The sequence below is a fragment of the Candidatus Pelagibacter sp. Uisw_106 genome (assembly GCF_047724975.1).
Lineage (GTDB): Bacteria > Pseudomonadota > Alphaproteobacteria > Pelagibacterales > Pelagibacteraceae > Pelagibacter.
Map to the genome: position 1 here is coordinate 828,355 of NZ_CP159819.1, position 25,803 is coordinate 854,157.

30 protein-coding genes are annotated in these 25,803 nt (G+C 31.6%); 11 read left to right on the forward strand and 19 right to left on the reverse strand.

The window, feature by feature from the left end; all coding sequences use genetic code 11:
- Positions 1-107 precede the first annotated feature (107 nt).
- On the forward strand, positions 108-1,541 hold the full coding sequence (locus ABXT45_RS04655; RefSeq protein WP_415312950.1) for a helix-turn-helix domain-containing protein: 1,434 nt from the start codon (positions 108-110) through the stop codon (positions 1,539-1,541).
- Here the strand turns inward: ABXT45_RS04655 and ABXT45_RS04660 are convergent.
- From ABXT45_RS04660 to folE, 3 genes are read right to left on the reverse strand one after another with little or no spacing between them, the layout of a single operon-like run.
- Entirely contained in the window at positions 1,538-2,428 is an 891-nt protein-coding gene (locus ABXT45_RS04660) for a LysR family transcriptional regulator (RefSeq protein ID WP_415312951.1), read from the reverse strand. The genes ABXT45_RS04655 and ABXT45_RS04660 overlap by 4 nt on opposite strands.
- Positions 2,429-3,430, reverse strand: a complete 1,002-nt coding sequence (locus tag ABXT45_RS04665) for an MDR family oxidoreductase (RefSeq protein WP_415312952.1) — start codon at positions 3,428-3,430, stop codon at positions 2,429-2,431.
- 20 nt (positions 3,431-3,450) lie between these two features.
- Positions 3,451-4,059, reverse strand: coding sequence for a GTP cyclohydrolase I FolE (folE, locus tag ABXT45_RS04670; protein WP_415277842.1), 609 nt, complete (start codon positions 4,057-4,059; stop codon positions 3,451-3,453).
- A 77-nt stretch (positions 4,060-4,136) separates the two neighbouring features.
- Here folE and hisI point away from each other — a divergent pair, with 77 nt between their 5' ends.
- The 3 genes from hisI to ABXT45_RS04685 all read left to right on the forward strand — a co-directional run bounded on the left by hisI (position 4,137) and on the right by ABXT45_RS04685 (position 5,892).
- Positions 4,137-4,604: a phosphoribosyl-AMP cyclohydrolase gene (hisI, locus tag ABXT45_RS04675; protein WP_271520340.1), complete on the forward strand. Its 468-nt coding sequence runs from the start codon at positions 4,137-4,139 to the stop codon at positions 4,602-4,604.
- The gene (locus ABXT45_RS04680) at positions 4,605-4,979 is read left to right on the forward strand and encodes a DUF2237 family protein (RefSeq protein WP_415312953.1); all 375 of its coding nucleotides are present in this window, start codon (positions 4,605-4,607) and stop codon (positions 4,977-4,979) included.
- Between the two features lie 61 nt (positions 4,980-5,040).
- Entirely contained in the window at positions 5,041-5,892 is an 852-nt protein-coding gene (locus ABXT45_RS04685; protein WP_415312954.1) for a bile acid:sodium symporter family protein, read from the forward strand.
- A 3-nt stretch (positions 5,893-5,895) separates the two neighbouring features.
- Here the strand turns inward: ABXT45_RS04685 and ABXT45_RS04690 are convergent, their stop codons facing one another.
- Positions 5,896-6,873: a hypothetical protein gene (locus ABXT45_RS04690; RefSeq protein ID WP_415312955.1), complete on the reverse strand. Its 978-nt coding sequence runs from the start codon at positions 6,871-6,873 to the stop codon at positions 5,896-5,898.
- A 107-nt stretch (positions 6,874-6,980) separates the two neighbouring features.
- Between ABXT45_RS04690 and ABXT45_RS04695 the strand changes: the two genes are divergently transcribed.
- Positions 6,981-7,199, forward strand: coding sequence for a hypothetical protein (locus tag ABXT45_RS04695; RefSeq protein WP_415312956.1), 219 nt, complete (start codon positions 6,981-6,983; stop codon positions 7,197-7,199).
- 55 nt (positions 7,200-7,254) lie between these two features.
- On the opposite strand, the gene ABXT45_RS04700 is transcribed toward ABXT45_RS04695, so the two are convergent.
- Genes ABXT45_RS04700 through ABXT45_RS04725 form a run of 6 tightly spaced genes read right to left on the reverse strand, consistent with a single transcriptional unit; the run spans position 7,255 to position 14,106 of the window.
- Positions 7,255-8,874: an electron transfer flavoprotein-ubiquinone oxidoreductase gene (locus ABXT45_RS04700; RefSeq protein ID WP_415312957.1), complete on the reverse strand. Its 1,620-nt coding sequence runs from the start codon at positions 8,872-8,874 to the stop codon at positions 7,255-7,257.
- Positions 8,875-8,897: 23 nt separating this feature from the next.
- The gene (locus ABXT45_RS04705; protein WP_415312958.1) at positions 8,898-9,851 is read right to left on the reverse strand and encodes an electron transfer flavoprotein subunit alpha/FixB family protein; all 954 of its coding nucleotides are present in this window, start codon (positions 9,849-9,851) and stop codon (positions 8,898-8,900) included.
- Positions 9,851-10,600 (reverse strand): electron transfer flavoprotein subunit beta/FixA family protein, encoded by a 750-nt coding sequence (locus ABXT45_RS04710; protein WP_415312959.1) that lies wholly within the window; start codon positions 10,598-10,600, stop codon positions 9,851-9,853. Before ABXT45_RS04710 ends, ABXT45_RS04705 begins: the two co-directional genes overlap by 1 nt.
- Positions 10,600-13,032 (reverse strand): GcvT family protein, encoded by a 2,433-nt coding sequence (locus tag ABXT45_RS04715; RefSeq protein WP_415312960.1) that lies wholly within the window; start codon positions 13,030-13,032, stop codon positions 10,600-10,602. The genes ABXT45_RS04710 and ABXT45_RS04715 overlap by 1 nt, the downstream gene beginning before the upstream one ends.
- A gap of 59 nt (positions 13,033-13,091) precedes the next feature.
- Positions 13,092-13,595, reverse strand: a complete 504-nt coding sequence (locus tag ABXT45_RS04720) for a DUF4864 domain-containing protein (RefSeq protein WP_415312961.1) — start codon at positions 13,593-13,595, stop codon at positions 13,092-13,094.
- Positions 13,537-14,106, reverse strand: a complete 570-nt coding sequence (locus ABXT45_RS04725; protein ID WP_415312962.1) for an NAD(P)H-dependent oxidoreductase — start codon at positions 14,104-14,106, stop codon at positions 13,537-13,539. Before ABXT45_RS04725 ends, ABXT45_RS04720 begins: the two co-directional genes overlap by 59 nt.
- A gap of 34 nt (positions 14,107-14,140) precedes the next feature.
- Between ABXT45_RS04725 and ABXT45_RS04730 the strand changes: the two genes are divergently transcribed.
- On the forward strand, positions 14,141-14,323 hold the full coding sequence (locus ABXT45_RS04730) for a hypothetical protein (RefSeq protein ID WP_415285062.1): 183 nt from the start codon (positions 14,141-14,143) through the stop codon (positions 14,321-14,323).
- A gap of 67 nt (positions 14,324-14,390) precedes the next feature.
- On the opposite strand, the gene ABXT45_RS04735 is transcribed toward ABXT45_RS04730, so the two are convergent.
- From ABXT45_RS04735 to ABXT45_RS04755, 5 genes are read right to left on the reverse strand one after another with little or no spacing between them, the layout of a single operon-like run.
- On the reverse strand, positions 14,391-14,816 hold the full coding sequence (locus ABXT45_RS04735; protein ID WP_415312963.1) for a CoA-binding protein: 426 nt from the start codon (positions 14,814-14,816) through the stop codon (positions 14,391-14,393).
- Positions 14,801-15,586 carry an enoyl-CoA hydratase gene (locus tag ABXT45_RS04740; protein WP_415312964.1) on the reverse strand — a complete coding sequence of 262 codons (786 nt, stop codon included), beginning with the start codon at positions 15,584-15,586 and terminating at the stop codon, positions 14,801-14,803. The genes ABXT45_RS04735 and ABXT45_RS04740 overlap by 16 nt, the downstream gene beginning before the upstream one ends.
- Positions 15,570-15,944 (reverse strand): cytidyltransferase, encoded by a 375-nt coding sequence (locus ABXT45_RS04745; RefSeq protein WP_415277858.1) that lies wholly within the window; start codon positions 15,942-15,944, stop codon positions 15,570-15,572. The genes ABXT45_RS04740 and ABXT45_RS04745 overlap by 17 nt, the downstream gene beginning before the upstream one ends.
- Positions 15,944-16,351: an adenylyl-sulfate kinase gene (locus ABXT45_RS04750; protein ID WP_271525845.1), complete on the reverse strand. Its 408-nt coding sequence runs from the start codon at positions 16,349-16,351 to the stop codon at positions 15,944-15,946. The genes ABXT45_RS04745 and ABXT45_RS04750 overlap by 1 nt, the downstream gene beginning before the upstream one ends.
- A 1-nt stretch (position 16,352) precedes the next feature.
- The gene (locus ABXT45_RS04755; protein WP_415312965.1) at positions 16,353-17,546 is read right to left on the reverse strand and encodes an aromatic ring-hydroxylating oxygenase subunit alpha; all 1,194 of its coding nucleotides are present in this window, start codon (positions 17,544-17,546) and stop codon (positions 16,353-16,355) included.
- A gap of 101 nt (positions 17,547-17,647) precedes the next feature.
- On the opposite strand from ABXT45_RS04755, the gene ABXT45_RS04760 reads away from it, so the two are divergent.
- Both ABXT45_RS04760 and ABXT45_RS04765 read left to right on the forward strand, forming a co-directional pair.
- Positions 17,648-18,376 carry a methylenetetrahydrofolate reductase gene (locus ABXT45_RS04760; protein WP_415312966.1) on the forward strand — a complete coding sequence of 243 codons (729 nt, stop codon included), beginning with the start codon at positions 17,648-17,650 and terminating at the stop codon, positions 18,374-18,376.
- A complete protein-coding gene (locus tag ABXT45_RS04765; protein ID WP_415312967.1) occupies positions 18,369-19,727 on the forward strand; it encodes an aminomethyl transferase family protein in 1,359 nt (452 codons plus the stop codon). Before ABXT45_RS04760 ends, ABXT45_RS04765 begins: the two co-directional genes overlap by 8 nt.
- Positions 19,728-19,808: 81 nt before the next feature.
- Here the strand turns inward: ABXT45_RS04765 and ABXT45_RS04770 are convergent, their stop codons facing one another.
- A complete protein-coding gene (locus tag ABXT45_RS04770; RefSeq protein WP_415312968.1) occupies positions 19,809-22,946 on the reverse strand; it encodes a BspA family leucine-rich repeat surface protein in 3,138 nt (1,045 codons plus the stop codon).
- A 196-nt stretch (positions 22,947-23,142) separates the two neighbouring features.
- Here ABXT45_RS04770 and ABXT45_RS04775 point away from each other — a divergent pair, with 196 nt between their 5' ends.
- Together ABXT45_RS04775 and ABXT45_RS04780 are read left to right on the forward strand one after the other, a co-directional pair.
- Positions 23,143-23,556, forward strand: a complete 414-nt coding sequence (locus ABXT45_RS04775; protein WP_415312969.1) for a TetR/AcrR family transcriptional regulator — start codon at positions 23,143-23,145, stop codon at positions 23,554-23,556.
- On the forward strand, positions 23,537-23,773 hold the full coding sequence (locus ABXT45_RS04780) for a hypothetical protein (RefSeq protein ID WP_415312970.1): 237 nt from the start codon (positions 23,537-23,539) through the stop codon (positions 23,771-23,773). Before ABXT45_RS04775 ends, ABXT45_RS04780 begins: the two co-directional genes overlap by 20 nt.
- On the opposite strand, the gene ABXT45_RS04785 is transcribed toward ABXT45_RS04780, so the two are convergent.
- Positions 23,754-24,218, reverse strand: a complete 465-nt coding sequence (locus ABXT45_RS04785; protein WP_415285052.1) for a DUF2127 domain-containing protein — start codon at positions 24,216-24,218, stop codon at positions 23,754-23,756. The two genes, ABXT45_RS04780 and ABXT45_RS04785, sit on opposite strands and share 20 nt — an antisense overlap.
- A 240-nt stretch (positions 24,219-24,458) precedes the next feature.
- Here ABXT45_RS04785 and ABXT45_RS04790 point away from each other — a divergent pair, with 240 nt between their 5' ends.
- Positions 24,459-25,028 (forward strand): YIP1 family protein, encoded by a 570-nt coding sequence (locus ABXT45_RS04790; protein WP_415312971.1) that lies wholly within the window; start codon positions 24,459-24,461, stop codon positions 25,026-25,028.
- Here the strand turns inward: ABXT45_RS04790 and ABXT45_RS04795 are convergent.
- Positions 25,025-25,195, reverse strand: a complete 171-nt coding sequence (locus tag ABXT45_RS04795; RefSeq protein ID WP_415312972.1) for a hypothetical protein — start codon at positions 25,193-25,195, stop codon at positions 25,025-25,027. The two genes, ABXT45_RS04790 and ABXT45_RS04795, sit on opposite strands and share 4 nt — an antisense overlap.
- Positions 25,188-25,799, reverse strand: a complete 612-nt coding sequence (locus ABXT45_RS04800) for a DUF3726 domain-containing protein (protein ID WP_415312973.1) — start codon at positions 25,797-25,799, stop codon at positions 25,188-25,190. The genes ABXT45_RS04795 and ABXT45_RS04800 overlap by 8 nt, the downstream gene beginning before the upstream one ends.
- Positions 25,800-25,803: the final 4 nt, after the last annotated feature.

A 25,803-nucleotide genomic window follows, 5' to 3' on the forward strand; every position in this document is an offset into this window, starting at 1 on the left:
ACTTTATAATTTACAAAATTTACAAAATCTAATTAAATCGTTAAAAACCTTGTAAAACAAAGAAACTTATTGTAAATTTAAATTTACAAAATTTACTAATAAAGCTTATGAGTCAAATTGATTTAAAAATTGGTCCTAAAATAAAGGCTTTTAGAAGACAGTTAGGACTACAAGCAAACAAACTTTCAGAAGATCTAGGTATTTCTCCGAGTTATTTAAACTTAATTGAAAGTGGAAAAAGAAAAATAGATGGAGATTTATTACTTAAGGTTTGTGAAAAATTAAATATCCAACTCTCAGACTTAACATCAAAATCAGATGTTAATTTAGAAAATACTATTTCAGAAATTCTAGATGATGAATTATTTGAAGACCTAGATATTCTTGGTCCTGAAGTTAAAGACCTTGTTGGAACGAATCCTAAGATAGGTAGAGCTCTTGTGAGATTGGGAGATATTCTTAAAAAGAAAGATCATGAACTAATTAATAAAATAGAAAAAATTTCTGGAAAAATAGTTGATAATAGAAAAAACTCATTTCCTGGTGAGGTAATATCTGACTTTCTTCAAGAGCATAAAAACTATTTTCCGAAATTAGAAGAGTTTGCAAATAAAGTTTTTGATAAAATTCAAAAAAATAACAGAACTCGATATATTGCATTATGTGAGTATTTAAATAAAGAATATTCAATTACAGTTAAAGATATTTTACCAGAAGAGGGAAAGCCTTTTTCTAAAATTTATAATAAAAATAAAAAAGAACTTCTATTAAGTGATTATAGTTCATTAGAAACAAAAAAACTTCATGCAGCAGCTCAAATTGCACAAGAAGGTGCAATGAAAGATATTGATAATTATCTATCTAAATTTTCTTTTCCTTCGGAAGAATCAACAAAATTAACAAAAGTTGCTTTATTAAATTATTGCGGTGCAGCAATTTTAATGCCCTACAAACCTTTTCATGCTGAATGTAAAAAATTAAAATATGATTTAGAGTTATTACAAAATACGTTTGCAACTTCTTTTGAGCAAGTTGCTCACCGTGTAACATGCTTACAAGATCCAAAATTACCTGGAATTCCTTTTCACATGCTAAGAGTTGATATGGCAGGAAATATTTCAAAAAGATTTTCATTATCAGGAATTGATATACCAAGATATGGCGGTGCATGTCCTAGATGGAATGTTTATTCAGCATTCACCCGACCTGGTGTAATTCAAGCAGCTGTTAGTAAAATGACTAATGGTGAAAAATATGTTTGTATTGCAAGAACAGTTGAAAAAGGTGTAGGACGTTTTGGTCAATCAAAAAGTATATTATCAATTGGTCTTGGTTGTGATGCAAAATACGCAAAAGACTTTGTGTACACTGAAAATATTAATGTTAGTGACAAAACGACTGAAATACCTATCGGTGTATCTTGCAGAACTTGTGATAGATTAGATTGTCCACAAAGAGCTTTTCCACCTTTACATAAAAAATTTGATGTAGATATTAATTCTAGAGGTGTTTCAGTTTATGTTAATGATAATTCTAATTAAGACTTCCAGTCACCAATTTTACTGAATAAAAAGTTCCTAAAAGCAGTAATTCTTGCAGTGTTCTTAAGTGATTGAGGGTAGACAAAGTGAGCCTCTGTTATGGGCCCTTCTGAATTAGGAAGTACTTTTATTACATTGTTTGAATTTGTAACTAAATATTCAGGAAGCGCCGCTAGACCTACGCCAGCTTCAACAGCTAAAAGTAAACCCATAACACTATTAACTTTCATTACTGGTTTTCTTTTTTTAGAATCTTTAATTCCAAGTTTTAAAGCCCAATCTGGATCGTAGACGGGAGATGGTGCCCCTTTACCAAATGAAATGAATTTATGTTTATTTAGGTCTGAGATTGTTTTGGGCATTCCATATTTTTCTAAATATTTATTAGATCCATAAATATAATATTTAATATCTACTAATTTTTTTTGGATATAATTAAGCTGCTTAGGTCTTCTCATGAAAATACCTATATCTGCTTGTCTAGTACTTAAATCTAACTCCTTATCATCAAAAATTAATTCAATTTCTATTTCAGGGTTTAAAGTCATAAACTCTTGGATACGAGGTGTTAACCAGTGAGTACCAAAACTTCTAACAGTTGTAATTGTTAATTTACCTGTTGGTTTATTTTTTTGATCTCCCAGTGTAGATTCAACTTCTTTTAGTTTGCTGATTACATCGTGAGCTGTTTTAAATAAATATTCACCATTTTCTGTTAAAGTAAGACCTCTTGCGTGTCTTTCAAAGAGTTGTACTTTAAGATCCAGTTCTAATGATTGAATTTGTCTGCTTATTGCAGATTGACTTAAATTTAAGTTTATTGTTGCGTTAGTAAAACTGCCTGCTTCTGCAACTGCGTGGAATATTTTTAATTTATCCCAATCCATCTATTTATTTAAATCTACCAAAACTCTTCCTGAAATTTCACCCTTTAAAATTTTTGGATATGTTTCTAACAATTCATCTAAACTTACAGTTAAGATTGATTTTTCAAGAACTTCAAAATCAACAAGCTTTGCTGCTTCTGCCCAAATAAATTCTCTTCTTTTAATGCTACAATTTGCTGAGTCCATTCCCCAAACTTTAATTCCCCTTAGCATGAATGGTAATAAATTTGTATTTAGTTCATTACTATTTGCATTACCACAAACAGCTATAATTCCATTTGATCTAGTTTGAGCTATTGCATTAGCTAAAATTTTACCTCCTACTGTATCAACAACACCATCCCACAATCCTTTATCAATAGGTCTTGGATCTTTGTCAAAATCAGCTCTATTAACAACATTTTTTGCTCCTAACGATTTTAAATAATCTGTTTTAGAATCTTTTCCTGTAACAGCTGTTACATTGTATCCTAATTTAGTAAGAGCCATTACCGCTACACTTCCCACCCCACCGGTAGCTCCAGTAACCAATACATCATTTACTTTATCGCCTAATAAAATTTCCTCTCTAGCTTGAATAGCAAAAGCACTCATTAAAGATGTAAAGCCAGCTGTTCCTAGCATCATAGCCTGTTTGCTAGTTAGATTTGAAGGTCTCTTAACTAAAAAATCGGCATTAACTTTTGCTATCTGAGAGTATCCACCAAAAAAAGCTTCTCCAACTCTCCATCCAGTTAAAATTATTTCATCACCAGTTTCAAATTTTTGATTTTCACTTTCAAGAACAGTACCAGAAAAATCTATGCCTGGAATATGTGGAAATTCTTTAACAAGACGACCACCATTTTTCAAAATCATTCCATCTTTATAGTTTAAATCTGAATAATCTACTTTTACAGTAACATCACCATGCTTTAAAAATGATTTATCTATTGACTTTACCTCTCGGGTAAAATTTTCACCTTCTTGATTAATAACTAGTGCTTTAAAATTATCTGACATTGATCTCCTCCCTGGGAAAGTTACTTACTAATAAATCTTAAGTATCTATTTTGAATACTAAGGTCTTCTTTAAATTGTCCTAAGAAATAATTTGTAACTGTTGTTGCAGTTTCTTTCTTAATACCCCTCATAGTCATACATTGATGAGTTGAGTCTATTGTGACTGCTACACCTTTTGCATCTAAAGATTCCATTATTGTTTTAGCAATTTGCATCGTAAGTCTTTCTTGTGTCTGTAATCTTTTTGAAAAAACTTCTACTACTCTTGCAAGCTTACTTAGACCCACAACTCTCTCATTTGGAATGTATGCAACGTGTGCAATTCCAATAATTGGAGCCATATGATGTTCACAATGACTTTGTACAGAAACATTTTTTTGTACAACCATATCATCATAACCTTCGACATCCCCAAAAGTCTTATCTAAAATTTTATTAGGGTCTTCTGAGTATCCATTAAAATATTCTTTATATGCTTTAACAACTCTCTTAGGAGTTTCTAATAATCCTTCTCTGCTAGGATCTTCACCCATCCAAGTTAAAATAGTTTTAAAAGCCTCTTCAGCTTCTTTATCAGAAACTTTTTTGGTGTCTAAAATTTTGCTATCTGTCTCTTCTACTAATTTCATAAGGCAACTTTATACAGTAAATCGTTGTTTTTAAAATATTTAATATATTGTTCAATATGCTACATAATCACCTAGATATGTTTAAAAAAAGAGAAAATATAGTCGAAATTGAAGAGGGAAAACTCCTTTCACCAAAATTTGATAATGATGGCTTAATTCCGGTTATTACTATGTGCTCAAAAACTAAAGATGTTTTGATGCACGGTTATATGAATGTTGAAGCTTTTAAAAAAACTATTGAGACTAAAGAAGCTCATTATTTCAGCAGATCTAGACAGCAAATTTGGCACAAAGGTAAAACTAGTGGCTTCACTCAAAAAGTAATGGAAATTAGAATTGATGATGATCAAGACTCAATCTGGTTAACTGTAGATATTGGTGATGGTTCAAGCTGTCATGTTGGTTATCGATCATGTTTTTATAGATCAATTCCATTGGGCCCAATTGAAAATGGTAGAGAAGTTGAAATGAAATTTGAAGAAAAAGAAAAATCTTTTGATCCTGAAGTTGTTTACAAAGGTCAACCCAATCCAACAAAAATTTAAATGAGTGATAATCAAAAAAATGTTCTAGGTGAAGATTTAGAGGAATGTTCTAACGATCCTTTAACAGGATGGCATAGAGATGGCTGTTGTAGTACTGATGAAAATGATCATGGTGTTCACACAGTTTGTGCAAAAGTTACAACAGAATTTTTAGAATGGTGCAAAGAAGCTGGTAATGATTTAATAACCCCTCATCCTGAATTTGGATTTCCAGGTCTTAAAGCTGGAGATGGATGGTGTGTTTGTGCTAGTTGGTATGCAAGAGCTGCAGATGCCGGCAACCCTTGTCCAGTTTATTTAAAAAGAACACATGAAAAAACTTTAAAGCTTGTTTCTATGGAAGTTTTAAAGAAGAATGCTATTGATTTATCTTAGTTAATCCTAAGATTGAAACCATTTTCTTGTAAAACTCAAAATGAACTAATAAGTTTTACCAATGGAAATAGCTACAAAAATAGCCCCATTAGCTTTGGCTCTTATAATGTTGGGGCTTGGATTGGGTTTGACTATTCAAGATTTTATAAAAGTAGTTAAAATTCCAAAAGATTTTTTAGTTGGTTTTATTTCTCAGTTAGTTTTGCTACCAGTCGTTGCTCTTTCTTTAGCATTACTATTAAACCTATCAGCAGAACTTGCTGTTGGGCTGATGCTAATTGCATGTGCGCCCGGTGGTGTTACATCAAATGTAATTACTAAATTTGCTGATGGTGACGTTGCACTTTCAGTATCACTAACTGCAGTTGTTAGCTTGATTAGTATTATTTCTGTTCCATTTATAATGTTTGCGTCTATTAATTTTTTTGAAATAAGTGTTATTAAGGAAATATCAATTACCAGTATTGCTTTAAAAATGTTTCTTGTTGTTACCGTTCCAGTAATAATTGGAATGATAATTAGGCATTTTGCTAAAAATTTTGTTGATAATCAAGCTTCTTTAATTCAAAAAATTTCAGTTATATTATTCATATTAGTGTTTGCTGCTATTTATATACAAGAATGGAATAATATTATTTCTTATATTGTGAATGCAGGTTTGGTTGTTTTGATCTTAAACTTAACAATGATGATTTTAGGGTTTTATATTGCAAAATACTTTGCATCCGGAGTTGCACAACAAAGATGTATTGCAATAGAGTGTGGACTTCAAAATGGAACATTAGCACTTTTTGTTGGAACACAAATGTTTAGTGAAAATATAACTGCTTTCATTGTACCAACAGCTGCTTATGCTTTGATGATGATGATAACTTCGATAGTTTTTGTATTTATTGTTAAAAAAAATACTTAGATTTTAATTATTTATTTCTATTAAACTCAAATTATAAATACGTTCAGCAAATTTAGATAGATTAATAAAAGTATTATTTTGGATTCTCATTATTTTTTTTTGATGAATTGTTTTGTTAGTTGAGTAATGTTTTTTACTATCTATTGTTAAAAAATTTTCTTTAACCAATTTATTTAATTTTCTAATAACTGTAGCTCTTGGTATGCCCGTAATATCTGAAATTGACATTGCATTAATGCCTGAAAATTCTTGTTTATCACCAAAAAAATACTTGTCTAAATATAATTCTTTGCTCATTTCACTATTATCATTTTTTTTAGCATTTAATACATGATTAGTTAAGCAAGTGCCGTGAATATGAAAGCTTTCTAAATCACCATGGATTTTTTTAAATGTTAATAGCATTGGCAATTGCATATCGTAGTAAAGTTTCCAAACGAATGAAAAATTATTTTTAACTGTTCCTACTAACTGCTCTGAGCTAATTGTTTCTATCATTAATCCCTCTTTAACCATCATTTTTGACAGAGCTGATAAAAAAAATGACATGTTTTTCATTGTTACTTGAGGTTTTATATTTGGCCAAGTACTTCTATCAATTATAATTTTTTTATTTATTTTTTTAATTGATCCTAATTCTTCTAATTCATTAATTTTTCTTCTAGTTGTCTCTTTTGGTATGTTAAGTTTTTTAGATATTTCTATTAAATTAAGTGTTTCTACTTCAATTTCATATTGACTAAAAAACTCATCATAATTTAATTTCACAAAATTTTTTGAATAATATTCAAATGTTTTAGTCATTAAATACATGATAATCATGAACTTTTCATAATCATGAAAAGTTCTATAAAGATTATTCATCCATTCCATTTGTATTGGTACCCAAATAGGCTGAACGGTAGTGTAATTTTTATTTAATATATAAAAAATATCCTTACTAAGAATTTGTTTTGATATTTTTGGAAAAAATATAGACATAATATATTTATAAGTTTAACCCAAAATGAACATCAAAGTAAACAACTTAGCCCATAATGAACTATTCTTTAATTGTTTAACATACTTTACAATGATTAATTCTATACATGAGTGCAGAAAAAATAATTAATACAAGGGTTAATAATCTTCCTTCTTTGGCGACCGCTGAAAAGAGTGAGGAAGTTTCATCATCAGGTCGTGTTGATATAAATATTCTCTTAAATAGAGCTAGAAAAGTTAAAGAAAAAGAAACTCTAACAAACCTAGTTTTTTTAGGACTAACACTCTCACTTATTTTCGTTGTTGGGTTAATTTTATCTTTTTAAAAAAGATATTTTTCGTTGTGCTCTTTCAAAATCATAAAGAAGAGCACAACGAAAATTACATATTTCCGTACTTAGGTCCGCCACTTCCTTCAGGGGTAACCCACGTAATATTTTGAGAAGGTTCTTTAATATCACAAGTTTTACAATGAATACAATTTTGTGAATTAATTATAAATTTATTAACACCATTTTCATTTTGAACCTCATAAACACCTGCAGGACAATATCTTTGTGCGGGCTCATCAAATTTTTCTAAAGTGTAATTTATAGGTAAGTTTGGATCTTTTAACTGTAAGTGTACAGGCTGATTATCAGTATGATTAGTTCCTGTTAAATAAACAGAACTTGTTTTATCAAATGTAATCACATTATCTGGTTTAGGGTAATCAATTTTTGGCATTTCATTTGCTGGTTTTAGTGTTTCGTGGTCAGCATGTTTGTGCCTTAAGGTAAAAGGTAATTTTCCTCTAAATAATATTTGATCAATTCCAGTAAATATTATTCCAAGAATTAAACCCCAGCTAAAACTAGGCTTAACATTCCTGGCAGTATGTAGTTCTTCATAAACCCAACTTTTTTTAAATTTATCTTCGTAAATTGATAAATCTTGCTTTTCTTTTAAATGTTCACTTATAGTTTCAGCAGCAATCATTCCACTTTTCATTGCAGTGTGTGATCCTTTGATCTTAGGCATATTTAAAGTTCCCGCATCACAACCGATTAACAAAGCACCTGGCATAAACATTTTTGGTAAACTTTGAAGTCCACCTTCAATTAAAGCACGTGCGCCATATGAAATACGTTTTCCACCTTCAATTATTTTTTTAATTGCAGGATGAGTTTTAAATCTTTGAAACTCATCAAACGGTGAAAGATGTGGGTTTTTATAATCAAGACCAATTACGTAACCTAAAAAAACTTGTTTGTTTTCTGCGTGATAGATAAAGCTTCCGCCATAAGTATTGTTATCTAGTGGCCAACCTGCAGTATGAATTACCATTCCCTCTTCATGATTTTGTTCACTGATTTCCCAAATTTCTTTAAACCCGATTCCATATTGCTGAGGATCTTTACCTTCTGATAAATTATATTTTTCAATTAATTGTTTTCCAAGATGTCCTCTGCATCCTTCTGCAAAAACAGTGACTTTTCCCAAAAGCTCTATGCCTGGTTCAAAGCCATCTTTTTTGTTTCCATCTTTATCAACTCCCATGTCTTGAGTTGCAACTCCCTTAACTGATCCATCTTCTTTGTATAAAATTTCACTTGCAGGAAAGCCTGGAAATATTTCTACACCTAAAGCTTCGGCTTGTTCTGCTAGCCATCTACATAGGTTTGCTAAACTGATTATGTAATTATTATGATTTTGTTGAACTGATGGAAGTAGCCATGTCGGCCAGCTTAATGATTTTGATTTTCCTAAAAATAAGAATTTTTCTTTAGAAACCTTAGTTTTTATAGGTGAATTAAGTTCTTTCCAGTTTGGTAATAACTCATCTAAAGCTCTAGTTTCGAACACATTACCGCTTAAAATATGCGCACCAATCTCTGAAGCTTTTTCAAGTAAACACACATTTAATTCTGGATCTAATTGTTTAAGTTTAATTGCCGTAGATAGTCCTGAAGGACCACCCCCAACGATTACCACATCATAATCCATTGCTTCTCTAGGCATATCTTGAATTTTTACAGTACTGATTATTTTTGTATACTATTTAATTTATTCAACTCTTCTAAGAATTGAGGTAATGCCTCAAATAAGTCTGCTTCCAGACCGTAATCTGCGACACTAAATATTGGCGCTTCACCATCTTTATTTATAGCAACAATAATTTTACTTTCTTTCATTCCAGCTAAATGCTGAATTGCTCCTGAAATTCCAACTGCAATATACAAATCAGGCACAACAACTTTACCAGTTTGACCAACTTGATGTTCGTTACTAATGTATCCCGCATCAACTGCTGCACGTGATGCTCCAATTGCTGCATTTAATTTATCTGCAATATCAGTTATTAATTTAAAATTTTCTCCATTTTGCATTCCTCTTCCACCAGAAACTACAATTCTAGCAGTTCCAAGTTCAGGTCTGTCTGACTTAACCTCTTCTCTTTTAATAAATTTTGATAACGTAAACTCTTCAGTAGCTTCAATTTTTTCTATTGGAGCAGACCCACCAGAAGTTTCACAAGGCTCAAAAGATGTTGGTCTAATTGTTATACATTTTTTTGTGTCTGTACTTTTTACTGTAGCGAATGCATTACCCGCATAAATAGGTCTTATGAATGTATCAGCTGATATCACTTTAGTAATATCACTTACTTGAGATATATCTAAGTGTGCTGCTATTCTTGGCATCAAATTTTTACCAAATGTATTTGCAGAACTAACAATATGAGAATAATTTTCTGAAACTTTTACAACTAATGGTGCAAAGTTTTCTGCTAAATAGTTTTCATAATGGGCAGCTTCAGCATGTAATACTTTTTTAACAGCTGGCATTTCAGATAATGATTTAGCAACATCTCCACAATTATTTCCAATTAATAAAACATGTACATCTCCATCCATTTGTGATGCTGCAGTAATTGCGTTTAATGTAAAAGGTCTTACTTCTTTATTATTATGCTCTGCTATTAATAAAACTGACATTATATTACCTTTGCCTCATTTTTAAGTTTGCTAACTAACTCGGCAACACTTGCAACTTTAATTCCTGCTTTTCTTTTTGGTGGTTCTTCTACTTTAATTTGTTGAACTCTAGGTGTGGTGTCAACTCCTAAGTCAGCAGCTGTTAAAATTTCTAAAGGTTTTTTTTTAGATTTCATAATATTTGGTAGTGAAGCATAACGTGGCTCATTTAATCTTAAATCACATGTCACAATAGCTGGAAGGCTAACTTCAATTGTTTCTAATCCTTCATCAATTTCTCTTGTTACTTCCAAAGTTTTGTCTTTTATTTCAATTTTTGATGCAAATGTTGCTTGAGGCCAATTCAATAAAGCACTTAACATTTGGCCTGTTTGATTACAGTCATCATCAATTGCTTGTTTACCCATAAAAACTAGGTCTGGTTTTTCTTTTTCAACAATTTTTTGTAGTGCTTTTGCTACGGCTAATGGCTCAACAATTCCTTCAGTTTTGATTAAAATTCCTCTATCAGCACCAACTGCCAAAGCTTTTCTTACAGTTTCTTGTGACTTTTCTTCACCAACTGTAATTGCAATAATTTCTGTCGCCTTACCTGCTTCTTTAATTTTTACAGCCTCTTCAATCGCATTATCATCGGGTGGATTACTCGACATTTTTACATTATCAGTAACAACACCAGTTCCATCCTCTTTAACTCTGACTTGAACGTTGTAATCAATTACTCTTTTAACAGCGACTAATATTTTCATTATGCTCTCAATAAATTATTTTCTGGATCGTAAGGACTCTCATCCAATATAGTAGCATCGTACATTTTTCCTAAAATATCAATTTTCAATTTTTGACCAGTTGTCGCAACATCTGGGTTCACCATTCCTAATGCAATCGATTTACCTAGTCTAAATCCAAAATCCCCTCCTGTTGCACGTCCAACAACTTTGTCGTTTTCATAAATTGGATTGTTTCCTAGAACATCAGCATCTTCAACATTGTGAATTTCCATAGTAACCAGTTTATTTTTAAAACCTTTTTCTCTCCATTTATTAAGCGCTTCTAAGCCAATAAAGTTTCCTTTATTAGGATGTATAAATCTATCCAGTCCAGATTCGTAAGGTGAATATTCAATTGATAATTCTGTCCCAACAAGTTTATAAGATTTTTCAAGTCTTAAACTATTCATCGCTCTAATCCCATAAGGCTTAATACTTAAATCTTTTCCAGCTTCCATTAATTTATCAAATATATGGTTTTGGTATTCAATTGGATGATGAAGCTCCCAACCTAATTCACCAACAAAGTTTACTCTCATAGCATTCACTGGTGCATTTCCAACATTCACATTTTTTGCACTCAACCATTTAAAGTTTTCACCAGAAAAATCATCGCTGGAAACTCTTGTCATTAATTCTCTAGCCTTTGGACCAGACACAACAAGTACACCCATACTATTAGTTAGATTTTCAAATTGAACTGTCCCATCATTTGGCATCCATTTTTGAATCCAATCATGGTCTAATCTTTGGTTTGCTCCTGCAGAAACTAAATAGAAACTATCTAGAGCTTCTCTCATTATTGTAAATTCAGAATGCACTCCTCCTTTAGTATTAAGGGCATGACATAAACCAATTCTTCCTATTTTTTTTGGAAGTTTGTTTGCTACTAAATAATCTAAAAACTCTTCAGCCCCAGGACCTTTAATTCTGCATTTTGCAAATGCAGTCATATCTAAAAGACCCACATTTTCTTTTACATTTTTACATTCTTTTTTTATTGCCTCAAACCACTTGGATCTTCTAAAAGACCAATCATCTTTTTGCTCCATTCCATCTACTGCAAAGAAATTAGGTCTCTCCCAACCAAATTTTTGCCCAAATACTGCACCTAATGCTTTCATTCTATCATAACAAGGTGATGTTCTTAATTCTCTAGCGGCACCTCTTTCTTCATCTGGGTAATGGACTTTAAATACATGGTTATAAGCTTCTTCGTTTTTTTCTTTTAAATAAGATTTTGTTGCATAATCACCAAATCTTCTTGGGTCAACGCCAAGCATATCAACCGTTGGTTCTCCATCTACAATCCATTCAGCAAGTTGCCATCCAGCACCACCTGCAGCAGTAATACCAAAACTATGCCCTTCATTAATCCAGAAATTTTTAAGTCCCCACGCCGGTCCTACAATTGGGTTTCCATCAGGTGTGTAACAAATTGCACCATTATAAACTTTTTTTACACCAACTTCTCCAAAAGCTGGAACTCGATGAATTGCACCTTCTATGTGTGGAGCAAGTCTGTCTAAATCTTCTTGAAATAATTCATACTCAGAATCTTTTGATGGTCCATCAACATAACAAGCTGGAGCACCATCCTCATAGGGTCCTAAAATTAAACCACCTGCTTCTTCTCTCATGTACCATCTGCTATCACTATCTCTTAAAACTCCCATCTCTGGTAAGCCTTCTTTTTTTCTTTTTAAAATATCTGGGTGCGCTTCTGTTACAATATATTGATGCTCAACAGGTATGGCAGGAATATCTAAACCAACCATTTTTCCTGTTTGTCTTGCAAAATTTCCTGAACAAGAAATTACATGTTCACATTCAATAGCTCCTTTGTCAGTTTCAACAGTCCATCCATCTTTAGTTTGTTTAATTCCAACTACAGACGTATTTCTATAAATCTCAGCACCCATATTTCTTGCACCCGTAGCCATTGCTTGAGTTAAATCAGCAGGTTGAATATATCCATCCTCTGGGTGTTGGATTGCTCCAAGTAAATCATCTGTACGACATAAAGGCCAAATTTCTTTTACCTGATCTGGAGTTAAAAATTTTACATCAACACCTATAGTTTGTGCAACACCTGCATATTGGTGGTACTCATCCATTCTATCTTTAGTACTTGCTAAACGAATATTTGAGACAACACTGAAACCAACATTTTGTCCTGTCTCTTCTTCTAATTTTTTATAAAGATCAACCGCATACTTATGAAGTTGTCCAACTGAATAACTCATATTAAATAATGGAAGCAGACCTGCTGCGTGCCAAGTTGATCCTGAAGTTAATTCTTTTCTCTCGACAAGAACAACATCTGATAAACCTTTTTTTGCTAAGTGATAAAGTGCACTAACTCCTACTACACCACCACCAACTACAACAACTTTAGCTTTAGATTTCATTAGTCCGATTCCTACTATTTTTTTATTATTAACGAAACAAAAATCGTTTAGTTATTAGCTTAAACTGAAGATCCAAGAGGCATTGGTGCGGATACCATTGTGGTCAGCCAGCAGTCCTTAAGAGCACCCTCTTTTATATATTTTTCAACTGCCCACTTAAATTTATAGTAGACCTTATCTCTATCAAGAACTGTTACTTCAAAAAGAGCAGTTAAATCATCAGATTTTATCTCCACAACCTTATGGTCCAAGTGATTAAGAAGCATCACATAAGATTTTCCTTTTATCATTGTTTTAAATCGATCTAAAGGACCTGTATTTTTTTGATTATTTGGATGTGCAAATTCCCAAGTCTGCTCAATTCCATTATCTTTTTTTGGATTATCATTCTGTTTTAAACTTCTTAATTGGATTTTGACAACTTGATAAGGTTCAATCCCATTATTAGGCTTAACTAATTCAGCAAATGATGGAGATGTTAAAAATAAAGTAATTAAAATTACTTTATATATTTTGTGCAGTTGTTCTGACGTCTTCCAAAAATTGTTCTCTTTTTTTATCACTAACAAACGGTACAGCAAAATATCTTCTGTAAACAATATTATAAATGCCACACATGTGAAATACCCCTCTTTTTAATCTTCTTATAGGCAGATTTAAAAAGAAGGTTGTAATAGCGAGCCTTGGTGATCCATAGGTACAAAAAATTATAGCTTTTTTATCTTTTAAATTTCCCATTGGATAACCATAATTTCCAACTAATTTTTTAAATGTAAATGCCCATGGTGGTGACAAAACTTTATCTATCCATCCCTCCACAATTGCTGGCATTCTAAAGTTCCAAATAGGTGCAATTAAAACAATAGTATCACACTTCTCAATTCGTCTACGGTGATCTAGAACATCTTCACCAGCTTGTTCACCTGCAAAAACAGGGTTAAATTTTTCCTTGTATAGATCTACACAATCAACTGAATGACCATTTGCTTCAGCTGTTTTTATAAATGTATCTCTAATAGCAGCGTTAAAAGATTTTTCGTTATAATGACCATATAAAAGAAATATTTTTTTCATTTGTGTATTTTTAAACTAGTTCTATAAGAAAGCCATGAAAAATTTTTATGTAATTGAAGGTGAGCATACCAACCCTAATGAAATTGAAACAATATTAAAGAATACTGAAAAAAAACATGGCCCTTTTGAAGAGCAAGAAGCTACTCAAATTGCCAAGGGGTTAATTCAAAAAAATATAGATGATTTTTATCATCGAGCATGGGTAGTCAAAAACTAGCCCTGTAAAAATGGAAAAACTAGGTTTATCCTCAAAATATTAATTATTAATTTAATAGAAATAATTTCTAAATTATTCCAAATAATTTTTGAAATTCAATTTTAGTACATTTGTTAGCAATATAATAAATTTTATTTTTTGTAGCAATTTCTTTAGCCTTATCATTTTCAATATTAAGTTGTAGCCACAAAACATGTGCCCCAATTTCTTTAGTTTGATTGGCTATATCTATAGTCTCTTCACTTGGTCTAAAAACATCAACTATGTCTACTTTTTCTTTTATATCTAATAGAGTTCCATAAACTTTTTCTCCATGTATTGTTTCATTTACACATGTTGGGTTTACAGGAATAACTTTATAACCAGATTTTTGTAAGAATTTCATTACTATATTTGAATCTTTTTCTTTTTTTTTACTTGCCCCAACTAAAGCTATTACTCTTGAGCTAATAAATAGTTCTTTTATTTTATCGTCTATTATTTGTTTTTCCATTTAGGTTTTCTTTTTTGTAAAAATGCAGATATTCCTTCTTTTGCATCCATTGCCATCATATTTTTAGTCATCATTTTACTTGTATAAGCATAAGCTTTTCTTAATGGCATTTCTAATTGATTATAAAAAGTTTGTTTGCCGATTTTAATTGTAAAACTTGATTTTGAAGCAATAGTTTTGGCAACTTTTAATACTTCATTGTTTAATTTTGATTTAGAAAAATGATTATTAATTAATCCAATTTCTTTTGCATAATTTGCTTTAATGGGTTCGCCAGTTAACAGCATCTGCATCATTCTTTTTCTATTAACTTTTCTGCTAACAGCAACCATTGGTGTACTACAAAATAAGCCTATATTTACTCCTGGTGTTGCAAAAATTGCATCATTAGCACTGTAAGCAAGATCACAACTTGCAACTAATTGACATCCCGCAGCAAATGCTGCCCCATGAACTTTTGCAATAACCGGTTTTTTTCCTTCAACTATTTGAAGCATTAATTTTGAGCAAAGATTAAAAAGTTTTTGATATTTTTCTCTTTTCTTTAATCCGCTTACTTCTTTTAAATTATGACCCGCACTAAAACCTTTTTCAGACCCTTCAATAATTATTACTTTAATATTTTTATCTTCATCTAATTTTTTAAAAGCTTTAATTAAATCTTCTAAATTTTTAAATGAAAGTGCATTATATGTTTTTGGCTCATTAATGATGATTGAGGCAATATCTTTATTTAAAAGTTTAACTTGAATATTACTTAAGTTTGCCATCTTCTCTCATTTTAGCTCTAATTTTTGTTGCAGAGATTTGTTGTATTTCCTCTGATAAAACAACTTCTTCTATTTTATAACCAACCCCTCTTCCGTAACAAATATTAGTAATATTAGGAACCATCATTACTTTAAATCTTCCTTCAAATTCTGGGTTTAATTTTTCTTCAATATTCTTTTTAACTGTATCAAAATCAAATGGATTATCGTCAACACCTTGAACATCTCTTATTTGAATACAAACTTGACCCGTTTTTTTAACAATTTCTTGAAATAAAGCATAGTGACCATCATGAAATGGTTGCCATCTGCCAAGCATTTGTGCTGTCGGTTTTTTATTATCCCATTCGTATGTCATTATTTTATCTCCTTTACTATTATTGGTGCCCAATGTTTAGCATCTTGAGTTGTAACCTGACAGTCAAATTTTTCAGGTTTAACAAACATCTTGTTAGTATCATCAAAACGTCCCTCTTTTATTGTATTTACCCAAACTATATAATCTGCAGGAAATAAACTTCTTGCTTCAGGCGTTGGGCAAACAAAGTCTGCAATAACATAATTTCCATCATCTTTTAATTTTTTTGCAAAATCTGCCATTCTTTTGGCTTGTCTTATTCTACCTTCTTCTGAAAAATCCCAATCATTAGCTTCTTTTCTAACCTCATCAGCATTAAGTCTTTTAGCATTTAGTGATGGGGCAATTTCATTCGCTAAAGTTGTTTTGCCAGATCCTGGAAGACCCATAATTAATATTATTTTCATTTTAAATTAAGTTTGTTGCAATCCATTTATGAAATTCATGTGTAGGGTTATCCATTATTGGTGAAAAATTTCCACCATTATATGCTGGTGAATTTCTACCTTCCTGCATACCTTCAATAGCTTTTATATCTTCTGACATAACTTCTTTCCAAAATTCTGCATTTTTTTTTCTCATCTCAGTAAACGCAGATCCATTTGCGCTGTCATCACCTACATAATACATCATTAAATGTTCTTTAGTTTCACTAATAGACTTAGGTTCTAACCAAAAAACATAAAAATGATCTATATGAAGACCAATCATTACGTTTGGAAATAAAGCAATATACTCAGCTTTTTTGGACAATTCTTTTGACCAATTTGGAAAATTATTAAAACTTTGATTTCCTTTAACAGGTTGTTCGTATTTATTTGTACCTTGGCCAGCAAATCTATTTGGTAAACCTTGAATATGATAATGGTCGCTAATATTTGAAACTTTATTTAACTCTGGATGTATCCATGGCAAATGATAACTTTCACAGTAATTTTCTATTGCAAACTTCCAATTACATTTAACATCGAGACTGAAATACCCATGATCCTTTGAGTGTTTAAGTAATTTTTGATCTTCCTTGGATATGAATTTTGACCATCTTTCTTCAAGTGGCTTGATATACTCATCAAACTCTAATTCATTACCATTTATATTGATAAATATTATGTCCATCCAAACTTTGGTTCTAACTTCTTTTAGGTTACTTGATGATTTATCAAATTTATCTGTTTCATGAATATTCAAGCCTCCTATATGAGGTGTCGCAACCAACTTTCCATCAAAATCGTAGGACCAGGAGTGATATGGACATCTTAAGACATTTTTTAAAGCACAAGGCTCATCTAAAAGCTTGAAGCCTCTATGGCTGCAAACATTGTGAAATACTCTTATTTTTTTCTCTTTGTCTCTTAGAATAATAAGAGGGATGCCCAGTAAAGTATAAGGTTGAGCGTCTCCTACATTTGGCACAGAACTTCCAACCCCAATTACTGTCCATTTATCCCTGAAAATCCTCTCTCTTTCGAACGTTAGATAGTCAGAGCTGGTGTAGCACTCGTTTGGTAAACCATGGGCTTTCTCGATAGGGTTCCCAACCACTCTAATCTTCTCCAAATCCAAGATCTTTGAAAGTTCAAGATTTTTAGGATCTTTAGACATTAAAAAAAATTATCACCAGCATAATTTTTGGCAACAAATATTTTTATCCACAAGATGAATTTCTTTGACAGCATTTACAAAAAAGATAATCATCGGGGAAAATGAATTTTTCACTTGAGGTTGGACCTCAAACAGATCTTGATACATTGCCTCTAGTTAAGGATGTTTATATAACCATGCTTCCAGGAGGAGATTATAAAGAGACAGCTAAACAATCAGGTGAATTAGTTAAAAAGGGATTTAATCCGGTTCCACATTTTCCAGCACGATCAATTACAGATGATGATCAACTTAAAGATTATATTTTAAAATGTAAAGATGTGGGTGTTAAACAAGTATTAGTTATTGGTGGAAGTAGAGAGCCAGTTGGAAAATTTGATAGCTCAATTCAAATATTAGAGACAGGATTTTTTGATGGAATTAAAATAGGAATAGCAGGACATCCAGAGGGAAGTCAGGATATTTCTGATAAAGAATTAGAAAAGGCTATGATAGATAAAAAACCTTACGCCGACTATATAGTGACCCAGTGGTTATTAGAGAGTCAACCTATCGTAGATTTCATTTCTAAGCAGTCAGTACCAGTGCATGTAGGAATTACTGGGCCAATGAAAATAACTAGCTTGATTAAATTTGCTAATATTGTCGGGGCGAAAAATTCTATAAACTTTCTTAAGTCTAATTTTAGTAAGGCATTAGATTTATTGAAACCTAAAGACCCTAATGAATTAATTGGGAAAGTGAAAGAGTTTACTGGCAACTTCCACATTTATACATTCGGCGGCTTGAAGGAAACTAACAAGTGGTTGAAGGAGAACGGTTATGTCTAATGAATTTGACTATACTAAACTAAATCATGCTACTTCAGTTGATCAATCAGATCGAGAAGTACCATATAACTTAAGACAGAGTGGGCCTACAAAAGTTGAAATGTTAATTTCAACAAGAGTAAGAAAATCTCCGTACTGGCATCTATCAATGGAAGCTGGTTGTTGGAGAGCAACTGTTTACAATCGTATTTATCACCCAAGAGGTTACGTAAAACCTGAAGATGGTGGAGCTATGGTTGAATATGAAGCAATTAAAAATCACGTTACGATGTGGAACGTTGCTGTTGAAAGACAAATTAGAGTTAAAGGTCCTGATGCAGAAAAGTTTACTGACTACGTTATAACTAGAGATGCAACTAAAATCTCACCTATGAGAGCAAGATATGTAATTTTATGTAATGCTTATGGTGGAGTTTTAAATGATCCTATTCTTCTTAGAATTTCAAAAGATGAATTTTGGTTCTCACTATCAGACTCTGATATTGGAATGTATCTTCAAGGTGTTAACGCTGATGGAAGATTTGATTGTACAATTGAAGAAATTGATGTTTGCCCAGTGCAAATTCAAGGTCCTAAATCAAAAGCTTTAATGAAAGACCTTTGTGGAGATCAAGTTGATTTTGACAATATGCCTTTCTACGGTTTAGCTGAAGTTAAAGTTGGTGGCAGAAGTTGTGTGATTTCACAATCTGGTTTCTCAGGTGAAGCTGGATATGAAATCTACTTAAGAGAAGCAACTAAATATGCTGATGATATGTGGAATGCTGTTCTTGAAGCTGGAAAAAAACATAGCTTAATGGTTATTGCTCCTGCTCACCACAGAAGAATTCAAGCTGGAATTCTTTCTTGGGGACAAGACATGGATCAACAACACAATCCTTTCCAGTGTAATCTTGGTTATCAAGTTTCACTATCTGGTAAAGGTGAGTGGGATAAAAAAGCTGACTATGTTGGAAAAGCTGCACTAGAGAAAATGGGCGCAGAGCTTAAGGATGGAAAAAAACCTTACAAACTTCAGTTAGTAGGTCTTGAGTTGGGTGGAAAACCAATTGAAGAATATGCTCCTGACTTTTGGTTGGTGTCACCAGAGAGTGGTGGAGATCCAGTAGGATTTATTACATCTCCTTGGTATCACCCTGAAAAAGGTCAAAATATAGCAATGGGATACGTACCATTTGAGGGAACATTAAATACTAATGGTTTCCCTAAAGGTAAAGTTGGAACTAAGTACAAAGTTCACTTACCTGCTAAATATTCCGACACACCAGGAACACCTGTTGATGCTGTGGTAGTGGATATTCCATTTACAGAATCTTATAACGCAAACACAAGAGAAGTCGTTAAAGGTTAAATCAATTTTTATAGAGAGGGGTAAATTCCCCTCTCTATTATAAATAATTAATACCCCCCCTCAAGAAATATTACTATTTATTTAAAACACACTAGATAGAGAAACTTTAGCTTCCCGATCAGAAGTTTCGTTGAATGATTGGTTGGCATTAAATTTTAGATCAAAGCCATTAATATTTTTAGAGATATTAAATCCAGCTTTTAAATCTTCAGATCCATCAATGTTCATTGCGTATTCTGTCTCACGTCTTGATTTAAATTTAAAAGCAAATTTAACCGTATCTACATGTTCATTTTCATTACCCTGAATACGTTTATAACTTGTTTTAATATTTAGATTTTCTAATGCTTCGTAATTAAACCCAACTTCTGAAGTTAATAAATGAGTTGAGTTTACACTCTGGGTATAAGTATAAGTAGTAGAGGTATCTGATACATAATTCATTTGAACATCGGAAGAATTACTAAAATCTAAACCATACTCCACTAAACCAAATGGTTTAAATGAACTATTAGAAAAATTAATGATATCATTAAATTCTAAACCCAATGAGACCATACCACTTTCAACTGTTTGTTTGTCATAGGATAAAGCATCAGTTCCTGTCTCTGTGTAAGCATCAAGTTCAGTGTAACCCAAATCAACACGTGCAATTGGGGTTAAATTAAAATCACCCTTATCAATTGTTTTACCATAATTAATTGAACCAAATATTTGAGCACCATCTCTAGATCCAGTAAGTGTATTATCTCCACTTTTTCTTGTCAGATTCTTTTCAATTATCCCAACCCCTATTAATCCTTCAATAAAATTATCATCATTGAGTGGTCGTGTTTGATAAAGTGATAGATTATAGTTTTTACTATCTATTCCAGTTCCACTTGTGCCTATATCTGTATCACTTTGACCGTATTGGATAGCAAAACCTAATAAATTATTATTATTTAATTTTCTATCAAAACCAAAAGCTAAACTTTGACTTTCTATTTCTGAAGAATTGTTTTTTATTTTTGAAAGACTAATAGAACCCTCTGACCAAGGTGACCAATTATCAGGAATAAGTTTAGTTAAATAAAGTTTAGGGGATGTGGTGTTTGAGTTTGAAATAGTTTTTACTAAAGATGTCAGCATAACATTGCCACCCTCTAGTTTAATATTATTCTTTGCAAAGTTATCATTACTTCTATTTTGTCTTAAATAACTAAGTCTAGTAGAGACCGTACTTATAGATTTTATAAAAGTACTTTGTATTTGCGTACTTTGTGCATCAATTGATCCTGTGGTATCTTTATCAGTTGTTGGATCCACCATGCTTTCAACGCTAAAACTTAAAGCAGTTGTAGAACTTATTCCTGCATATGATCCGCTACCAGTATCATCAAATGCTGTTCCATCAATCAAAACATAATATTCTGTTTCAGCGTCAAAATTTGATGATGGGTTAATAATTATTTGAGAAGTACCCGTTCCGGTAACTTTACTACCTGCTACATCAATGGTCTCAAAAATAGTGTTGTCAGTTGTTTTCTTAATTGTAATATTACCAGTTTGAACAGTAACATTTTCACTAAAGTTTAAAACAATGTTTGCGTCCCTTGCAACATTGGGCGCATCATCAGCTGGAGTGGATGAGCTTAGAGTTGGTAATACATTTGCAAAACTTGTAAAAGTTAAAGCAGTTGTAGAGCCTATTCCTGCATATGATCCTCCACTAGTATCATCAAATGCAGTTCCATCAATTAATACATAATAGTCAGTATTTAGAACAAAATCAGAAGAAGGATTAATTGTTATTTGATTGGTTCCTGTTCCTGTAACTTTAGTGGTATCTGTTACACTAATGGTTTCGAAAATAGTGTTGTCTGCTTTCTTAATAATAATATTACCACTTTGAGCAGTAACATTTTCACTAAAATTTAAAACAATGTTTGCATCAAGCGCAACACTAGTTGCATTGTTAGCTGGTACAGATGTACTTAAAATTGGTGTATCATTTGCTACTGTAAAGGTTAAAGCAGTTGTCGAACTTATTCCTTCATATGAGTTACCACTAGTATCGTCAAATGCTGTTGCATCAATTAGCACATAATATTCAGTATTTTGTCCCCAATTAGTTTGTGGATCAATAGTTATTTGAGAGGTACCTGATCCGGTAACTTCTGGATTGTTAACTTCAATAGTTTCAATAGATACATTACTTGAAGCTATCTTAATGGTAATATTACCACTTCCAACAACAACATTTTCACTAAAGTTTAAAACAATGGTTCCATCTTTTATAACATTCGTTGCATTATCAGCTGGGGTTGAAGAAGATAAAGTTGGCGAAGTATCAAAAAGATTTTCATAAGATTCACCAGAAGAACCACTTATATTGCTATATGCGGAAGCCATTGCAGTAGCATTCCAAAACATTTTAACAAAAGTCGTCACACTACTTGTATCCCAACTAAAAATATCTTGGTTAAATGAGGAAGCAGATCTAAACATATATCGAAAAGTCGTCGCACTACTTGTGTCCCAACCGCTAATATTTTGGTTAAATGCGGTAGCACCATTAAACATATAGCTCATATTCATCATACTACTTGTGTCCCAACTGCTAATATCCCCGTTAAATGCGGTAGCACCACTAAACATATAGCTAATATTGGTCACACTACTCGTGTCCCAACCGTTAATATCTTGGTTAAATGCGGTAGCATCATTAAACATATAGCTAATATTGGTCACACTACTCGTGTCCCAACCGCTAATATCTTGGTTAAATGAATCATTATTATAAAACATATTCGACATATTTCTCGCACTACCTGTGTCCCAACTGCTAATGTCTTGGTTAAAAGAAGTTTTATTGTGAAAAGCACCTCTTAAATTAGTCATATGAGATACATCACAAGTTGAGACATCATCACCTATGGTATCCCAACCTGAGAATGCATCAAGATGAATAGGACGTGAATGATCAACGGCTGTAACACCGCTGCCAGCTCTACCTCCTATATCATATTGGACTCCATCAATTATACAATCTGCATTAGCTTGTTGATTTGAAAAAATTAGAAGAAATAAGAAAGTTAAAAAAATTACAGTTAAAGCTACTTTACTTAATACCAGAGCTTTAGCGCCTTTAATTTCTTTGTCTGTAATATAGTGAATGGCTTTGGATTTAAATTTTGGTTTTACTTGATTTATTGCAAAAGGATTATTCTGTGACACTTTTTTAATAATTTTAAATTTATGTTTAAAAAAATCATTAAACTAAAAAAAAAATATAAAATGGTAAGTTTTTAATAGCACTTAAGCCCTTAAAACTATTGTAGTACAACACTTCTGGGGTCATTAAGGTACATTTTACAAAGTGGTCTGTTTTGCATCTGTTAAATTTAAATAGAATCTATAAACATTCATCCTTATGGAATTAAAAAAACCTTCAAAAATTAAGGTACCTAAGCAAGCACGTTCTCAAAAGAAGGTGGATCAAATCTTACAATCAGATCTTAGAGAGTTATCGGAGGAATCAAAAGGTCAATTACCTAGTATGAGGAAAATTTTAAAGAAGCTGAGTATTAATCACTCTAGATTCTATGACTACTTTCCATCAATCAATACTTTGTACAATAAATTTTTTTTACGAATGGCTAATGAAAGAATATTACATCAAAAAAAAATTATAGAAGATCATCCAACTGATGAAACAGTTCAGCAACTCATGAAAAAACTTACAAGCTATAGCTTTGAAAGATTTAATGAAAAACCTTTTCGCCTATCATTAGTTAAGAAACTATATAAAATATTTGATAAATCTAATGTTAATCAAGAAGCTTGAAAAACACTTTGATGTTTTAACAGCCCCGCATCTAAAAGCAGCCGCTAGAGATAAAACAAATACTTTCAAAAAAATGGATGAATTAGAATTTAGAGATTCTATACGTGCTCATGCTCACTATGTTAAACAACCTTTTTTAGAGGATAATAATTTTGCCGGCTCTAAAGAACATCAGCAAAAGTGCTATGAGATGGCTGTTAAGCTTTTTGCCTCTTAGAGACTTTATTCATTTTTACTATTAAAAGTAAGTAACAAACAATTAGTAAATTTATTAATAAAAAAAATAAGACAATCCACAAAAATTCATTCATTAATTGAATAAACAAAATAACAGAAGTAATTAATCCTGTGGTAATTGTAAGATAGTTGCCCCAATTCTTTTCAAACCAAAGCCCGAATGCTTCTACAAACCTAGTAATAGACATAAGCAAAGCTATGAATGCAAAGACAAAAAAGTGTTCTTGGGTTAATTGTGGAAACCAATGAGTAATTTGTTCAAAAAATCTATTCTCATTAATTAAGCTAGTGTTAATTTCAATACTTTCTTCCTTATAAAAAGAAACATACAATAAGGTAGCAGCTAACAACAAAGCGCCCACTCCCCTAATACTCCTAAGCACTGCAATAGTTTTTAATCCGTATTTTTTAGAAGATAAAATCATTAATTTTAAAGAATATAATTTATGTTCATATATTAAATTTTAAAATTTAACAGGTTTCAAATACTAACAAGTAGTATGAAACTGATTATTGATAAATTATTATTAAAATATAGACTTAAAGTGACAATTTATAATGACAAAAACATTCCTAATCGTAGTTTGCATAATAATAGTAATTGCTTTAATACTCTTTCCACTATTTGTTTCTTACAAAGCACAGAAGAACAGAAAAAATAAATAATGTTTGGTCAATTTTTAAATATAATTGTTCGGTCTATTAAATTAGATAAAACTCTTTACAAAGATAATAAGAACTTTGGTGAAGCTGCAATATATTTTTCAATCATAATTATTCTAATAACTGCAATAATTGGCCTAATACCAGGCTCAATCTTTTTAAAATTTATGGGTGGAGTTTTTGGTTCCAACAATATTCAAGGGCCTTCAATAAGATCTGTTATGGTTACGACAATTATTGTGTGGTTAATAAAAACTGCTTATTTATATTTTGTAGGAGTTGTTCTTTTTCCTAGTAAAGGAACAAAATGTAATTATAGAAAAATACTAGTGACAGTTGGTTATGCGAGTGCACCATTAATACTTAATGCTTTTATCGTTGATGCTAAGCTTCTATATTTTATATTTATTCCATATATCTGGTATAACGTATCACTTATAATTGGGATTAATCATATCTTAAAATTTGAAAGTTACTTCAAATCATCATTAATTGTTTTGGGTCCAATTATAGTTTTATTTTTATTTTTTATTAACCAACTATTCGGAAGCTACTCATCTACAATAAGTTAAATTGGAAATATAGTTTTTGAAAGTTTACAAGAATTACAGGTTTTAAATCCTGCTAAAATTAAATTTTGAGAAACACTCGGGTCTTCTTTTTTACACTCTTCACAAAAATTATCTAATTGAAGAACTTCTTCATCATTATTAGTTTGATCATCAAAGTCTTTAGTCATTGTCAGTGAGACCAGCGCCCGCTCCACCTTGTTTTAGGCTTTCATTTTCTTCAACAAACGTTTCTTCTGAAAGCTTATAGAGCTCATTCCATTCTTTTTCTTCAAACGAGTCTCTGTTTTCTAAAACTTTTAAATAAATATTTTCAGCAGATTCGATGATTTCGTTTTTAGTGTAATTAGAATAAATATTGTTATTAAAGTTTAATAAAAACTCCCAGTCATCCATTTTTAAGAATATTCTTTTACCAATCACCTCAGCTGCCCTACTTACAAATGGTAGAAATAGTAATGGATATGAGACTTTTTTAAACGTTATCTCGTTTAAAGCTTCTAAAGTTTTAATCTGATCTAAAAAATTTACCCCTGCAATTATTGGACAATATTCATTTTTACTAGCCTCATTGTCTTGCTTTATGATGCTAATATTCTCTAACCTTAATTCTTTTTTTTTCTTAAAAAAACTATTTAAGTTTTTAATTCCAGGTAAGCTAAAAATTTCAAGTAGTCTTATATTTCTTCCAATCTCTTCTGCTATACCCCATGAATATCCAGCAGCCTTGCTTGATCTTTTAGAAACTGTATCTATTTCACTTAATGATCTCATGTTG